The organism is Sphingomonas sp., assembly GCF_024508665.1.
Taxonomy (GTDB): domain Bacteria; phylum Pseudomonadota; class Alphaproteobacteria; order Sphingomonadales; family Sphingomonadaceae; genus Sphingomonas.
This window is the reverse complement of the sequence record NZ_JANINP010000007.1, coordinates 137,312-152,319: the sequence shown is the minus strand read 5'-3', so window position 1 is coordinate 152,319 and position 15,008 is coordinate 137,312. Positions and strand designations below refer to the sequence as shown.

Below are 15,008 nucleotides of genomic sequence, written 5' to 3'. Positions count from 1 at the left end.
AGGCCCGCGTGACCGCGCCCTCGACCACCGCGATCATCCTCTCGTTCAACGAGGAGGTGCATATCCGCCGTTGCCTCGAGCGGATCGCGCCGCTCGTCAAGCGGACGATCGTGGTCGACAGTTTCTCAACCGACCGCACGGTGGAAATCGCGCGCGAGCTCGGCGCCGAGGTGCACCAGCACGCCTTCACCAACCAGGCGGCGCAGCTGCAATGGGCGCTCGACACGATCCCGATCGCCAGCGACTGGATCATCCGCATCGATTGCGACGAATATCTCGAACCGGGGCTGATCGACGAGATCAAGGCCAAGCTCCCTGTTCTCCCCGCCGACGTTACCGCCCTCGACGTCAAGTTGAAGGTTTTGTTCAAGGGCAAGTTCATCCGCTGGGGCGGCTATTACCGGACCTGGCTGACGCGGCTATGGCGCCCCGATGCCGGGCGGATGGAGCAGCGCTGGATGGACGAGCGGCTGCTGATCACACGAGGGCGCGCCGAGCGATTGACCGGAGGCGACCTGGTCGATGCCAGCCTGAAGGACATCGGATGGTGGACCGACAAGCATAATGGCTATGCGACGCGCCAGATGATCGACTTCATTGCGCGCGAGCACGGATTGATCGGCGAGGAAGCAGACGGCGAACTCACCGCTTCGGCCAGGAAGCGCCGTGGGCTACGCAAGCTCTATGGCGGCGCCCCGCTCTATCTGCGCGCGGTTCTTTATTACCTTCGGCGCTATTTCCTGCTGGGCGGCTTCCTCGACGGCCGGCTCGGTTTCGTCTGGCACTTTCTCCATGGATTCTGGTTCTTCGTGCTGATGGACGCCAAGATCGACGAAGCACGGACCTGGATCGCGGCCAATTCGATCGAGGATTTCCCGCGCTATCTCGCCGAGCGTTACGGCATCGCCGAGACGGGAATCGCATGGCGGCGGTGAAACCCAGGGTCATCATTCTGATCGGCGCGTTCTGGCCGGGACATGAGTCCGCTGGGCCGAACCTTAGCGTCAAGGCGATGTGCGAGAGCCTGTCGGACCAAGTCGACTTCTTGCTGGTCGCGCGCGACCGCCCATTCGGCGCTGCCGAGCCGATGGTCGCCAACAAGGATTGGCGCGATCTCGGCTGGGCGAAGATCCATTACCTCACCGTCAGCCCGCGTGGTGCCGAAGGGCTCGCCGACCTCCTTCGCGAAACTCCCCACGACCTGCTGTTCGTCAACGGCTTCTTCGATCGCGAGTTCACCATTCCGGCGATGCTCGCCCGCCGTTTCGGCAAGGCGCCCCGCACGCCGGTCGTAATCTCGCCCCGCGGCGAATTTTCGTCGGGCGCGCTGGGTCTCAAGAACGCGCGCAAGGGTCTGTACATGGCGCTGGTCCGGCTGCTCGGACTGGCGAGGAACGTGACCTTTCACGTCACCAGCGAGGAAGAGGAAGCGGATACCCGCAAGCTTTTTCCGAACAATCGGATCGAGCGGATCACCAATGTCCGCCCGCTCTTCCCGCTACCGCCCTATCAACCAGGCAACCTCTTCCGGCTCGCCTTTCTCGGCCGCATCTCGCCGGTAAAGGGGCTGGACGTCGCGCTCGAAGCGCTGGCGCTCGTGACCGAGCGGGTCCACTTTACCATCTATGGTCCCGTCAGCGATCCCGCGCATTGGGCACGCTGCGAGGAACTGATCGCTGCCCTCCCCGCCAACGTCACCGCACATCGCGACGGCGAATTGACCAACGACGCCGTGCCACATGCGATGGCCGGGCAGGAGCTTATGTTCATGCCGTCGCGCTCGGAGAATTTCGGGCACGCGATCTTCGAGGCCTTGTGCGCCGGCACGCCGGTGCTGATCGGCGACCGCACGCCGTGGCAGGATCTGGAAGCAGCCAAGGCCGGGTTCGACATCCCGCTCCCCAATCCGGTCGCACTCGCCGCGGCGATCGACTGCCTCGCCGCGATGGGCCCGGCCGACTATGCCCAGTGGCGCGCCGGCGCGCGAGCAATGGCGGAGCACTTCGTCGCCGGGTCGACCGCTCGAGCGGACATGGCGCGGCTGTTCCTCACCTTGACCGGTATGCACGCTTCACCCAAGGGCAAGCGCGCATGACCAGCCTCTCCACTCACGCCAAGCGCTTCATCGGCCCGTTGCTCGCCAATCGCTGGACCGGCATCATCGCCGCGCGCGTGCTTGGCGACCGCATCCCGCATCGCGGATTGACGATCGACACGTCGAGCCCGGTGGTTACGCCCAAGATCAAGGCGGCATTGCTGCTCCAGGGCTATGAATCGGGCGAATACCGCTTCGTCCGCCAGTATATTCCGACCGATTGCGACGTGATCGAGCTGGGGGGCAGTCTCGGCGTGATCAGCTGCACCATCCGCCGCCGCATCGACCCCACCCGCCGCCAGTTTATCGTCGAAGCTGACCCGCGCCTGGCCAAGGCACTGCGCCGCAACCTGGCGATCAACCATTGCGATGCCAATGTCGAAGTGATCGAGGCGGCGATCAGCTACGATCCGGGCGAGACAGTATCGTTCGCGCTCGGCGAAAGCTCGGTCAGCGGACGCGTCGCCGCCGACGCCGGGTCGCTGCCGACGATCGAAGTTCCGGCCTGCACACTCAGCCAGTTGATCGAGCGGCACGAGCTTACCGACTTCGCGCTGGTCAGTGACATCGAGGGTGTCGAGTGGCGCATCCTCAAGAACGATCTCGACGCGCTTGCGAGCGCGCGGATGATCGTGATGGAGACGCACGACAGCCCGGGCAACGGCAGCTATGAGGACCTGATCACCGCGCTCCAGGCGACCGGCCGCTTCGATCTGATCGACCGCCACGGCCCCGTCGTGGTGCTCAAGCCCAAAACGGCCTGAGCCCGATCATGCCTACGCGCCCCGCGCCCGTACGACTCGCGATCGTCGTCACGCACCCGATCCAACATTTCGTCCCCTTTTATCGGGCACTGGCAGCCGATCCTGGAATCGAACTCCACGTTCTCTACGGCGCACCGATCGGCGTGAAATCCTATTTCGACAAGGAGATGCAGTCCGAGATCAGCTGGAACATGGACATGCTCGGGGGCTATAGCCACGAATTCCTGGGCGAGGTGCCGGCCAATGGCCAGTCGAGCGTGCGTGCGCCAAATTCACCCGAGATCGCCCCGCGACTGAAGGCGTTCGATCCCGATGTCGTCCTGGTCTATGGTCATGCCCAGGCCAATGTCTATCGCGCGATCTGGTGGTGTCGGCGCAACAAGGTACCGCTGATGACGATCGGCGACAGCGAGTTGCTGCGCCAGCGCACGACGACGACGCGGATGGTCAAGGAAGTCGTCGTTCGCCAGATCTTCCGACGCTATTCGGCCTTCCTGTCGGTCGGCGATCGCAACGCCGATTTCTATGCCTATTACGGCGCACCGCGCGACCGCATCTTCCGCTGCCCTTTCACCATCGACGAAATCACCTATCGCGCGGCCAAGGCCAACCGGGCCGCGCTGCGGGCCGAGGCGCGCCGCGCCTACGACATCGCCGACGACGCGATCGTCGCGCTGTTCGTCGGCAAGCTGTCCAGTCGCAAACGTCCGGTCGATCTGATCGAGGCGCTGGCGCAGACCAAAGGCTCTCGCAAGGTTACCGCTCTGTTCGCCGGCAATGGCGAGCAGATGGAGCCGGCCAAGGCACGTGCCGCCCAGGCCGGGGTCGATGCGCGCTTCGCCGGGTTCGTCAATGTCGACAAGCTGCCCGCGCTTTATGCCGCCGCCGATATGCTGGTGCATCCATCCCAGGCCGACCCGCATCCGCTGATCTGTTCGGAAAGCGCGTGCATCGGCCTGCCGATGCTGCTCAGCGACCGTGTCGGGGCAGCCGGCCCTACCGATATCGCGCGGCCGGGCGAGAACGCGCTGGTCTTTCCGTGTGCGGACACCGCAGCCCTGGCCGTGCTGATCGATGAACTCGCCGGCGACGATACCCGACGCGCGGCAATGGGTACGCGCTCGCTCGAGATTTTCGACGAGCTCGATATTTCGGCAAGCGTCGCCGGCGTCCATCGCGGGATCGACACCGCGCTGGCAAGACCACGGTGAGCCCGAAATGAGCCCGAAATGAGCGTTGTCCGCAAGCTCGTCAGTCCGAGCTACTGGCTGAGCGACAGCCCGATCGCGGCCTGGCTGCGCGGCGCCGGCTGGCTGTTCACCTCGTCGCTGATCGAGCGTGCCGCCGCGCTCATCCAGACGGTGATGATCGCGCGCGCGATCGGGATCGAGAATTACGGCCGCTACGCGCTGCTGTTCTCGACGATCAGCTTGCTGACCCCATTGGTCGGGCTGCAATTGCCCTATGCGATCATCTATTTCGTCTCGCGCTATCAGGCGCGCGAGCCCGAACGAGCAGGCGCCGTCGTCTTGCTGGGCCGCCGTCTGACCGCGGCGACCACCGGGCTGATGCTGGCCATCGCGTTGCTGTTCGCGATCCCCTTGTCGGATTGGCTGTTCGCCGCGCCCGGCTATGCCTGGCCGTTGATCCTCGGCGCGATCCTGCTGATGGCCTCGATCCAGGCCGGCCTCAACGACACCCTGCTCCAGGCGAGCGAGCGCTTCCGCACCTTGGCGATCGCACGCCTCTCCACCGCCATCGTCGGTGTGCTCGTGCTGGTGGTCGTCGCCAAGCTCACGCCCGGCCTGACGCCGGTGATGATCGTGCTCGCCGGCAATGCCGTACTGCGCTGGCTGGCGGTCGCGATCCCGGCGCGGGCGGTCAGCAACCGGCTCGCCGGGCACAGCAATTTCCGCGAAGCCATTCGCCAGGGATCGGTGATCCTGCAATTCTCCCTGCCGAGCGGGATGCTCGCCTTCGCGCAGGGCATCGCCATGTGGATCGGCAATTACTACCTCACCCGCAGTCCCTATGGCCTGCGCGACCTGGCGGTGATCAACACCGGGCTGCAATGGCGCTCGCCGATCCTGGTGGTGATGGCGTCGCTGGCCAGTGCGCTATTGCCTATGCTTGGCCGCTATATCGGCCAGGACGATCATAGCCAGACGCAGCGGTTGCAACGCTACAACATGATCCTCAACGTCGGCATCGCGCTGATCTTCTCGATCCTGGTCATCCTGTTTTCGAGTTTCATCCTGAAGCTCTACGGCCGTGACTTTCACGGCCAGACGTTCCTGTTCGGGCTGTTCCTGATCGTCCTGGTCCCGACCGTCTATTGCAACGTGCACCAGCAATATCTCGTCGCGACCGGCCGGATGTGGACGCAGTTCCTGCTTTTCGTGCCCTACACCCTTGTCATCGTCGGTGCGACGATGTGGTTCGCTCCCGGGCTGCGCGGGGTTGCTCTGGGCTATATCCAGCTCATCGCCTGGGTGATAACGGCGATCCTTATTACAATCGTCGTCTCGATTCAGGCGGCGGCCGATCGCAAGAACCAGGAATCGACCCAGTGATGAGTGCCCAGGACCAGTTCCGATCGTTGACCGCGGCGCGCTTCTGCGAAAGCGCGGGATTCGCCGCGGTCGATATCGGTGCGCGCGGCGGACTGGACGCCGCGATGCTGCCGCTCGCCTGGGCGACCGAGATGATCGGGTTCGAGCCCGAACCCGCCGAGGCGGCCGCGCTGCAAGGCGGCGACCCCAAGCCCTGGAAGAGCCGGCGCGTGATCGCCGCGGCGGTCGGCGGGGTCGACGGCACGGCCACGCTCCACATCCCGCCTTCGCCCGAGAGCGCTTCGCTGCTGCCGCACAACGAGGAAATGGTCGAGTGGTTCGGCGTGTCCGAGCAGCACAGCGTCGACCGCTCGATCGCGGTCGAGACGCGCACACTCGACGGCTTGCTCGCGGAGGGCACGTTGCCGACCGCCGATTACATCAAGATCGACGTCGAGGGCGCCGAAGGCGCGATCCTCGAACATGCCACGCGCTATCTCGAGACCACCCTTGCGCTACGCGTCGAGGTCTCGTTCCTCGAACAGCGCACCGGCCAGCCGCTCGGCTGGGACGTCGCCAAGCTGTTGACCGATCGCGGCTTCCTCATCCTCGACCTGATCGCGGTGCAGCGCTGGCGCGCAAAACGACTTGCCGGCCATCCCTATCGGACCAAGGCCGACCTTCCTTATTCCAAGCCGGTGCTGGCACAGGGCGATCTGATCGCCGTGCGCGACTTCCGGCGGGTAAGCGGCGCGACCCAGGCCGCCAAGCTGGTGATCCTCACCGCCGCGCTCGGCTATGTCGATTTCGCCGCGACCATCCTGCGGCATCATCAGGCGGCGATCGCCGAGCTGGGACTGGACCTGGCGGCCGATCTCAGGTCATTGTCGGGATCGCTTGGCGGCGCCGCGCCTGCCGAGGCGATCCGCGCCAATCTGCGCGACCTCGTGCCGCTCGGTCGCTCGCTGCTCGGCGGACTGCCGGCGCGATAGGAGACGAAGCATGTGCGGTATCCTGGGGCTGGTGTCGAAGGACCCGATCGACCGCGGGCACGCGCATGCCGCGCTCGACCTGATCGCCCATCGCGGTCCCGACGGGGACAATAGCTGGCATGATTCGGGCGACAACGTCTGGTTGGGCCATCGCCGCCTGTCGATCATCGACCTCAGCCATGCCGGCGACCAACCGATGCACTCGATCGATGGCCGCTACGTGCTGATCTTCAACGGCGAGATCTACAATTATGTCGAGCTGAGAAACGAGCTGATCGCCGCGGGCGTGACGTTCCAGTCGGCGAGCGACAGCGAAGTCGTCATCGAGGGGTATCGCGCCTGGGGCGTCGGCGTGCTGTCGAAGCTCAATGGCATGTTCGCGATAGCGCTCTATGACCGCAGCCAGCGGATGATGCTGTGCGCACGCGACCGCTATGGCGAAAAGCCGTTCCTATACACGATGCGCGATCGCTTCTTCGCCTTCGGCTCCGAGTACAAGGCGCTGCTGGCACTGCCGGGCGTGCCGCACGATCATGACGAACTGCGCGTCGTCACCGAGACTTGCCAGCCCGGATCGAGCGCCGACCGCCAGCGCCAGACCGTCTTTACCGCGGTCGAACAATTGCTCCCGGGCGAGGCGATGGTGGTCAATTGCGCCACGTTGGAGAGCAAGACCTGGCGCTATTTCGACATCGACCTGACGCGCCAGCGCAGCTTCGCGAATCCCAAGGACGCGATGGCAGAGTTCCGCGACCTGTTCGTCGATTCGGTGCGCATCCGCATGCGCTCCGACGTCGAGGTCGGGTCCTGCCTGTCCGGCGGACTCGATTCATCGGCGATCGTCGGCGCGGTCCGCCATCTGCTCGGCCCGGACGCCGTCTATCACACCTTCACCGGGCGCTTCCCGGGTACGCCGGCCGACGAATGGCATTTCGCCGAGCAGGTGGTGAACGCCTCGGGCGTAGTCAGCCATGTCGTCGAGCCGACCGTCGACCGCTTCATCGCCGACCTGCCCAGCTTCATGTGGCACAACGAGCTGCCGGTCGGATCGTCGAGCCAGTTCGCGCAATGGTGCGTGTTTCATCTGGCAAAGCAGCACAAGGTGACGGTGCTCCTCGATGGCCAGGGCGCCGACGAGCTGATGGGCGGGTATGAGCAATATTTCGCCTTCTACATCCGCTCGCTCAAGGCACGCGGCGAGACGGCGCGACTGGCGCGCGAGCTGCCCGAGATCGAGCGGCGTTACCCGGCCGCGCAGATGGACCGGGCAATGCGGATGAAGTCCGCGGTCCCGCAACGGCTGCGCCACGCGCTCGCGCATATGCTCAATCGCGGCTCCGACATCCGCTTTGGGTTGAAATCCGGCTATAGCGAGGCGGTATCCGAACAACGCGGGCGCACCGACCATGGCAGCGGCGATCCGCTGCGCGATGCGCTCTACGAGGATAGTTTCGAACGCTTCCTGACCACCTTGCTGCGCTATGGCGACCGTAATTCGATGGCGCATTCGCGCGAAGTGCGTCTGCCGTTCTGCGACCATCGTCTTTCCGAATTCGTCCTGTCGCTGCCGCCCGAATTGATCATGGGCGACGTCCAGACCAAGCGGCCGATCCGCGAAGGGCTGCGCGAATTCCTGCCCGAAGCGATCGCGACGCGCTGGAACAAGCAGGGTTTTCGTCCGCCGCAGGATCTGTGGTTCACCTCGCCTGCATTCCTCGAGCTGATGCAGGACACGTTGACCTCCACCTCGTTCCGCCAGTCCGAAATCTGGGACCAGAAATGGTGGCTGAAGGTGCTCGACCGTATCCGCGGCGGCGATCTCGGGCTCGGCTGGAATTTGTGGCAGCCGTTCATCCACGAGATGTGGAAACAGCATTTCCTCAAACCCGCGACGCAGGGCATCGAGCCGAAGCGCCTCGCCGCCTGACGCGACGCGCCCGATGGACATCCTGCTGATCAACGGGACGCATCCCGCGGCGCCGCACATCTCGGGCGTGCGCGCCGGGCGGTTTGCCGACGAGTTCGCGCGGATGGGGCATCGTTGCGTGCTGATCTGCCCGCCTCTGCCGGGCGTGGCGGCGAAAGAACCGTCGCCGATCGCATCGCACGACTGGTCGCAGCCGTTGATCGTCGAGGCAGACGATCCGCCACCGACCGGCGGTAACGCGGTCGCGACATTCGCCAATTTGCTACGCCATGGCGGGCGCCGCACTGGTTTCCAGCGCAGCGTCGTCGCCCGCGGCCGCGCGCTTGCCGCCGAGTTTCGGCCGCAAATCGGCTGGGCGACGTTCGGCTCGCTCGAAGCGGTGACCGCGCTGCGGACGCTGGCCAGCGAGCAGCATTTTCCCTGGATCTTCGACGACAAGGATAATCCGGACATCTATGTGCCCAGAGCCGCGCGCTTGCCGCTCGCCTGGCGACTGCGGGGCTATGCCGCGCTGCAGGCCAATTCGATGCTCCATGCCGATGCCGCGCGGCGCTGGCTCGGCGACACTGCCGAGGTAATCTATAGCGGCGTCGATGCGGCGTTCTTCGAACCCCATCCCGCTCCCGAACCCGCACGACGCTATGTAACGTTGGTCGGCAGCCTTTATTATCGCGAAACGGTCGACGCGGTGCTCGGCGCGCTTGCCGAGTTCAATGCGACCAGCGGTCAGCCGCCACTGAGCCTGATCCATCTCGGCAATCAGGGCGAGTGGCTGAAGAACGACCGCGGCATCGATATCCTTCTTCCCGGCTATGTCTCGCCCGACGAGATGGCGCGACTGTGCCAGCACGCGCTCGCCAATATCTACGTGTTCCTTGGCCGCACCTTTCACCACAAGCTGTTCGAATTGCTCGCCTGCCGCCGGCCGGTGATCGCCTATGGCGGCGAGTTGCCGGAAAGCATCGCCGAGGCGGAACGGCTGCACGCCCCGCTTGCCGTGCCGACCGAACCCGGCGCGCTGGTCGCGGCGTTGAGATCGGCCGAAAGCTTCTCTCCCGACCCCCGGATGCCCGAACGCTTCTTCACCTGGCCCGAACAGGCTGCCATGGTCGAGGCCGCGATGAGGAGATTGATTGGATGACCGACGCCGCCGCGCCGACCACGCAGGAACGCGTGATCGACCAATATTTCGAAACCACCTCGTCGCGCACCGCCTTCACCGAGGAAATGAAAGCCAATGCCGTCGCGACCCTCGGCCGTCTGCTCGGCGACTGGGGCGCGCAGCCTGGGGAAGTGATGGTCGATCTCGGCTCGGGCATGGGCGAAGGCTGTCTGTTCGCGCTGTCGCGCGGGGCGGCGAGCGCCACCGGTATCAATCTATCGGGTAGCGAGAATGCTTTGGCGCGCGAGCGCGTGCCGGGCGCGACCTTTCTCGACACCGATCTCGTATCTGGTCTCAAGGGCCTGGCCGACAACAGCGTCGACCGCATCATGGCGCTCAATATCCTCGAGCATATCGACAAGCAGACGCTCGCCACGGTTCTCGAAGAAGCCGCACGCGTGCTCAAGCCGAGCGGCTATCTGGTCGCGATGACGCCCAATGCCGGGTCGCCGTTCGGGTCGATGACGCGCTATTGGGACATCACCCACGAGATCGCCTACACCCCCTCGGCGTTCCGCCAGATCGGCCTGCTCTGCGGGTTCAAGCGCTTCGATTTCCGCGAATGCGGCCCCCGCCCGCACGGCGTCGTCAGCACGATCCGCTATCTCTTGTGGCAGATGATCCGGTTGAGCATCAAATTCCGACTGATGGTCGAAATGGCCTCGACCAAGGGCGGCATCTACACCGCCGACATGCTCACGCGGATGGCGAAGCAATAGCTTCGGCGACCAGCCGCTTCACCAGCTCCTCGCCCGCCAGGCTCGCGCGCCAGCCGATCACCTCGGCAGCACGCGACGGATCGGCATGCTGCTCGGCAATGTCCGCCGGGCGGCGCAGGCCGGGCACGCTCGTCACGTGCTCGCGCCAGTCGAGACCGATCGCCGCAAAAGCGGCGGCGACGAAATCCTCGAGCCGCATGCTGGTACCGGTGGCGAGGATCAGATCCTCCGGCGTTTCGCGCTGGAGCATCGCCCACATCGCGGCAACATAATCCGGCGCCCAGCCCCAGTCGCGCACGACGCTCAAATCGCCGAGTTCGAGCGGCGCGCGCTCGCCAGCGGCAAATCGGCGGACCGCCGCCATCAATTTGCCGATCACGAAACTGTCGGGCCTGAGCGGCGATTCGTGGGCAAAGAGGAAAGCCGAACAAGCGCGCTGCCGGTATGCGACGCGATTGGCCTCGATCAGCAGATGCGCGCTGCACTTCGCGGCGGCATAGGGACTGCGCGGGCGAAACGGCGACTGTTCGGTCGCAGGCTCAAGGGTTTCACCAAAGCAATCGCCCGAGGCCGCGTTGAGCAACGCCGCATCCGGCGCCTCGCGCCGCGCCGCTTCCAGGACGTTGAGCAATCCGAACGCCGCACCCGCGAACGTCGCTTGGGGCTCGGCGAAAGACCGTCCCACCGAGCTTTGTCCCGCAAGATAATAGATTTCGTCCGGCGCCGCCGCGGCGACGATCTCGGTAACACGAGCGCTGTCCGACGGATCGGCCCGGTGGAGCATGACCCTGTCCGCCACGCCCAGGCGGGCAAGATTGTCCGGTATCGCGCCGCCCCGGCTCGTCCCGTGCACCCGATAATCCTTGTCGAGCAGCAACTGCGCCAGATACGCGCCATCCTGCCCGCCGACGCCCCAGATCAGCGCCGACCGCGCGGTCATGCTCGCGCCATCAAAACGCCCGTCATCGCCGCGAGCCGCTGCGCAAAGGCCGGGAAAGCGAAATAGTCGAGCCCTTCCGGAATGGCGCGCGGCCGTTCCAGGCTGGCGATCACCGCACCGACCACCGCCTGCTGATCGAGCGGATCGACGATCGGCCCGAGTAGCCCCTCACGCATCGCCTCGCGTGTGCCGTCGCGCGTGCTGCCGATCGACGGGATGCCGCAGGCCATCGCTTCGAGCAGGACGAAGCCGAACCCCTCGCCGCGGCTCGGCATGACATAGACGTCGGCGAGCCGGTAATGGTCGGCCTTCTCTTCCTCGCGGACCATTCCGGTAAAGACGACATGATCGGCCAATCCAAGATCGCGCGCTTTGCCCTCCAGCCGCCCGCGATCACTGCCGTCGCCGGCGATGACGTAACTGACGTCCGGGCGCTGCGCGACGATCGCGGGCAGCACGTTCAGCACCGCGTCGAATCCCTTGTAGCGTTCGCTGCCCGCCAACCGGCCGAAGGTCATCAGCACCTTGCGCCCCTCGAGACCGTAGCGCCTCTCGAGCTCCGAATTCTTCGGCCCCAACGCGAACTCATCGAGGTGAATCGCATTGGGCATCAGCGTCGTTGCCGCGTCCGGATACGGCGCCCAGGAGCGGAAGCGGTCGAGCGTCACCTGGCTGATCGACATGACGTGATCGGCCGAACGCGCCAGGCGCCGCGACCATGCCCGCGGCGACGGTTCCCAGGCGTCGATGCCGTAGATAGCGAGTACCAGTGGCTTCCTGAGCAACGTCGCGACAGCGCGAGCGAGCGGCAGCAGATTGAGGTGGGCGCAATAGACCAGATCGTAGCGCCCGCGCCGCATCGCGCGCATTACCGCCCTGACATATGAGCCGAAGCCGCCCAGCGCGGACAGGTCGAAATCGAGCTTCGTGGGCAAATCGCCGACCAGTGGCAATTTCGCGACGCGCGGCAGTGCGACTATTTGGTCGATGGTCGGGTCGAGGCACATCGCCTCGATCACATCGCGATTGTAGAGCGCAATCCCGCCATGTCCGCCCCACGCGTCGGTCAATAGCATCAACACCCGCCGCCCGCGCGGCGCGACCGCCATCAGGCGCCGCCTCGGTTGCTTTGACCCGCGGCCCGACGCAGATCCGCCTCGACCATTTCGGTGATCAGCGCATCGAGCGAGGTGGTTGGAGTCCAACCGAGCACACGCTTGGCCTTCGACGCGTCGCCAATCAACAGATCCACCTCCGTCGGCCGGAAATAGCGCGGATCGATCCGCACCAATATGCGGCCACTTTCAGTACAACGGCCGATTTCGTCGATCCCTTCGCCTTCCCAGGCCAAAGTGATCCCGGCTACCGCGAAGGAGCGTTCGACGAAGCTCCGTACGCTGTGCGTCTCCCCGGTAGCGAGCACGTAATCGTCGCCTTCTGGCTGCTGCAGAATGCGCCACATTCCCTCGACATAATCCCGCGCATGGCCCCAGTCGCGCTGTGCGTCGAGATTGCCGAGATAGAGTGTATCTTGATGCCCGTGACGGATCGCCGCCACCGCGCGGGTGATCTTGCGCGTGACGAAGGTCTCGCCGCGTAGCGGGCTCTCATGGTTGAACAGGATGCCGTTGGAGGCATGCATGCCATAAGCCTCACGATAATTGACCGTGATCCAATAGCCATAGAGCTTGGCCACGGCGTAAGGACTGCGCGGATAGAAAGGCGTGTTTTCGGTCTGCGGCACCTCACGCACCTTGCCGAACAGCTCCGAGGTCGAAGCCTGGTAGAAGCGCGTCTTTTCCGCCAGCCCGGCGACGCGGATCGCCTCGAGCACGCGCGCGACGCCGACACCATCGGCATTGGCAGTATATTCGGGAGTCTCGAAGCTTACCGCGACATGGCTTTGAGCGGCCAGGTTGTAGACTTCGTCGGGCTGGATTTCGGCGATGACGCGGCCGATATTGGTCGCGTCGGTCATGTCCGAATAATGCAGGAATAGCCGCACGCCCTCCACATGCGGATCGTCGTAGAGATGGTCGATCCGCGACGTGTTGAACGACGAGGCACGACGCCGCAGGCCGTGCACCTCATATCCCTTGGCGAGCAGCAGCTCGGCCAGATACGCGCCGTCCTGGCCGGTGATCCCGGTGATGATCGCCTTTTTGCCGTTCAACTCCTGGTCCCTCTTCTACGCCGACGCCGCCGACGGACGGGTCGGGAGCCCGGGTAACCAGCGCACGATCAAAAGCAACCCCCAGACGGGCGAGGCATCAAGCTTGGCAGCGCGCGTAGCAGTCGCTAGGGCCTCGGCTTCGCGGGCGTCGCCGCGGCAACGACAGACCGACCGAGCCGGAGGAAGTTTGCCCAATCCGTTCAGCACCAACCGGCCGCAGACGCTCTACGCGGCGCTCGCGCTGCTCAGCGTTGCCGTCCTGTTCGGCGGGGCGACGCGCTATGAGGTCGGGACGACGATGCTGCCCCGGCTCGCTGCGCTGATGGCGATCGTCTATTTGTTCTGGCCGCGCAACCGTTCGCCGCTCCGCGTCGAACGTGGAGCATTATTCTTCTGGGCAGTGCTGTTCGCGCTGCCGCTCGTTCAGCTCATCCCGCTTCCATGGTCGGTCTGGACCGCGCTGCCCGGTCGCGGCCTCGCGCAGCATGTCTATACGGCGCTGGGCGACAAGCCCTGGCTGCCGATCAGCCTGTCACCCAGCCGTACACTCGATTTCCTGCTGGCACTGGTCGTGCCGCTGGCAGCCTGGCTACTCGGCAAGCATCTCGATTACGCGGGTCGCGTCGTGGTATTGCGGGCGGTGCTGCTGTTCGCGCTCGCCAGCGCAACGCTAGGGCTCATCCAGCTGACGATGGGAGCCGATAGCCCGCTCTATTTCTATCACGTGACCAACGACGATTCGAGCGTGGGCTTCTTTTCCAACGCCAATCATCTGGCGCTTTTCCTGGCCGGCGCGATCGTCATCGCGCTTGCATGGTTGGCCGATGCGATGACCGTCAGCGGCCGCATCCCCGCGCCGGCCGCGGTGATCTGCGGCCTGGCGATCACCGTGCTGCTGTTCGGCATCGCCGGAACAAGTTCGCGCGCGGGCGCGATCTTCTCGGTGGTGGGGCTGCTGGGCGGGCTGGCGATGCTCCCGCTCGAACGGATCGGTCTGAAGCGCGGTTATGTGCTGGGCGGCTCCGCGGTCGTGACGTTAGCACTCGCCGCCGGCTTGGGACTGGTGCTCAGCGGCCGTGTCTTGTCGGATCGATTCCAGATCGACGACGGCACGCAGGAACGGATCGGCCTTTTGCCCCGGTTTGCCCATGTAGCGCACGATTTCTTTCCCTTCGGTTCCGGTCTCGGCAGCTTCGAGCCGGTGTACAAGAGCTACGAGCGGGCCAGTGAGTTGAGCTTCGGCTATTGGAACCAGGCCCATCAGGATTATTTGCAGGTCGCGATCGAAGGCGGCCTTGTCGGTATCCTGTTGATCCTGGCGTTCCTCGTCTGGTTCGCGATCCGCGTCGTCCGCATCTGGTATCATGGTGACGATTCCTCGCGCATGCGGCGGCAACAGGCCACGGCGGCGCTGTTCATGACGATGATCCTGGCGCATGGCATGGGCGATTATCCGATGCGGACGGGAACGATCGCCTGCATATTCGGTTTTCTTGCCGCGTTCCTGACCGTCCCGGAGGAAGCCGGGGCGAGTCGCTCGAGATCGCGCCGCGATTTGGGCGAGGACGCTTTTGGGGTATATGGACAAAATCAGGATGTGGTACCCGACAGGGCAATCGACCGCGGACTCGCGGCGCAGGGAGGCGAACATTACTCGTAAGCTTATCGTAGCGTGCGCGCTCGC

The 15,008-nt window shown here is 65.0% G+C and carries 13 protein-coding genes; 10 read left to right on the top strand and 3 right to left on the bottom strand.

Annotated features, from left to right (window positions below):
• Positions 1 to 8 precede the first annotated feature (8 nt).
• Genes Q0L25_RS15825 through Q0L25_RS15785 form a run of 9 tightly spaced genes read left to right on the top strand, consistent with a single transcriptional unit; the run spans position 9 to position 10,211 of the window.
• Positions 9 to 935 carry a glycosyltransferase family 2 protein gene (locus tag Q0L25_RS15825; RefSeq protein ID WP_296615958.1) on the top strand — a complete coding sequence of 309 codons (927 nt, stop codon included), beginning with the start codon at positions 9 to 11 and terminating at the stop codon, positions 933 to 935.
• Complete coding sequence (locus Q0L25_RS15820) at positions 923 to 2,095, top strand: glycosyltransferase (protein ID WP_296615956.1); 1,173 nt, start codon at positions 923 to 925, stop codon at positions 2,093 to 2,095. The genes Q0L25_RS15825 and Q0L25_RS15820 overlap by 13 nt, the downstream gene beginning before the upstream one ends.
• Complete coding sequence (locus tag Q0L25_RS15815) at positions 2,092 to 2,859, top strand: FkbM family methyltransferase (protein ID WP_296615955.1); 768 nt, start codon at positions 2,092 to 2,094, stop codon at positions 2,857 to 2,859. Before Q0L25_RS15820 ends, Q0L25_RS15815 begins: the two co-directional genes overlap by 4 nt.
• An 8-nt stretch (positions 2,860 to 2,867) precedes the next feature.
• A complete protein-coding gene (locus tag Q0L25_RS15810) occupies positions 2,868 to 4,070 on the top strand; it encodes a glycosyltransferase family 4 protein (protein ID WP_296615953.1) in 1,203 nt (400 codons plus the stop codon).
• A gap of 18 nt (positions 4,071 to 4,088) precedes the next feature.
• Complete coding sequence (locus Q0L25_RS15805) at positions 4,089 to 5,432, top strand: oligosaccharide flippase family protein (RefSeq protein ID WP_296615952.1); 1,344 nt, start codon at positions 4,089 to 4,091, stop codon at positions 5,430 to 5,432.
• Positions 5,432 to 6,403: an FkbM family methyltransferase gene (locus tag Q0L25_RS15800; RefSeq protein ID WP_296617771.1), complete on the top strand. Its 972-nt coding sequence runs from the start codon at positions 5,432 to 5,434 to the stop codon at positions 6,401 to 6,403. Before Q0L25_RS15805 ends, Q0L25_RS15800 begins: the two co-directional genes overlap by 1 nt.
• A 10-nt stretch (positions 6,404 to 6,413) precedes the next feature.
• On the top strand, positions 6,414 to 8,330 hold the full coding sequence (asnB, locus tag Q0L25_RS15795; RefSeq protein ID WP_296615950.1) for an asparagine synthase (glutamine-hydrolyzing): 1,917 nt from the start codon (positions 6,414 to 6,416) through the stop codon (positions 8,328 to 8,330).
• Between the two features lie 13 nt (positions 8,331 to 8,343).
• Positions 8,344 to 9,471, top strand: a complete 1,128-nt coding sequence (locus Q0L25_RS15790; RefSeq protein ID WP_296615949.1) for a glycosyltransferase — start codon at positions 8,344 to 8,346, stop codon at positions 9,469 to 9,471.
• A complete protein-coding gene (locus Q0L25_RS15785) occupies positions 9,468 to 10,211 on the top strand; it encodes a bifunctional 2-polyprenyl-6-hydroxyphenol methylase/3-demethylubiquinol 3-O-methyltransferase UbiG (protein WP_296615947.1) in 744 nt (247 codons plus the stop codon). The genes Q0L25_RS15790 and Q0L25_RS15785 overlap by 4 nt, the downstream gene beginning before the upstream one ends.
• On the opposite strand, the gene Q0L25_RS15780 is transcribed toward Q0L25_RS15785, so the two are convergent.
• From Q0L25_RS15780 to gmd, 3 genes are read right to left on the bottom strand one after another with little or no spacing between them, the layout of a single operon-like run.
• On the bottom strand, positions 10,189 to 11,151 hold the full coding sequence (locus Q0L25_RS15780; RefSeq protein ID WP_296615945.1) for a GDP-mannose 4,6-dehydratase: 963 nt from the start codon (positions 11,149 to 11,151) through the stop codon (positions 10,189 to 10,191). The two genes, Q0L25_RS15785 and Q0L25_RS15780, sit on opposite strands and share 23 nt — an antisense overlap.
• Positions 11,148 to 12,260 carry a glycosyltransferase family 4 protein gene (locus Q0L25_RS15775; RefSeq protein WP_296615944.1) on the bottom strand — a complete coding sequence of 371 codons (1,113 nt, stop codon included), beginning with the start codon at positions 12,258 to 12,260 and terminating at the stop codon, positions 11,148 to 11,150. Before Q0L25_RS15775 ends, Q0L25_RS15780 begins: the two co-directional genes overlap by 4 nt.
• Positions 12,260 to 13,324 (bottom strand): GDP-mannose 4,6-dehydratase, encoded by a 1,065-nt coding sequence (gmd, locus tag Q0L25_RS15770; protein WP_296615942.1) that lies wholly within the window; start codon positions 13,322 to 13,324, stop codon positions 12,260 to 12,262. The genes Q0L25_RS15775 and gmd overlap by 1 nt, the downstream gene beginning before the upstream one ends.
• A gap of 187 nt (positions 13,325 to 13,511) precedes the next feature.
• Between gmd and Q0L25_RS15765 the strand changes: the two genes are divergently transcribed.
• A complete protein-coding gene (locus Q0L25_RS15765) occupies positions 13,512 to 14,984 on the top strand; it encodes an O-antigen ligase family protein (protein ID WP_296615940.1) in 1,473 nt (490 codons plus the stop codon).
• Positions 14,985 to 15,008 lie beyond the last annotated feature (24 nt).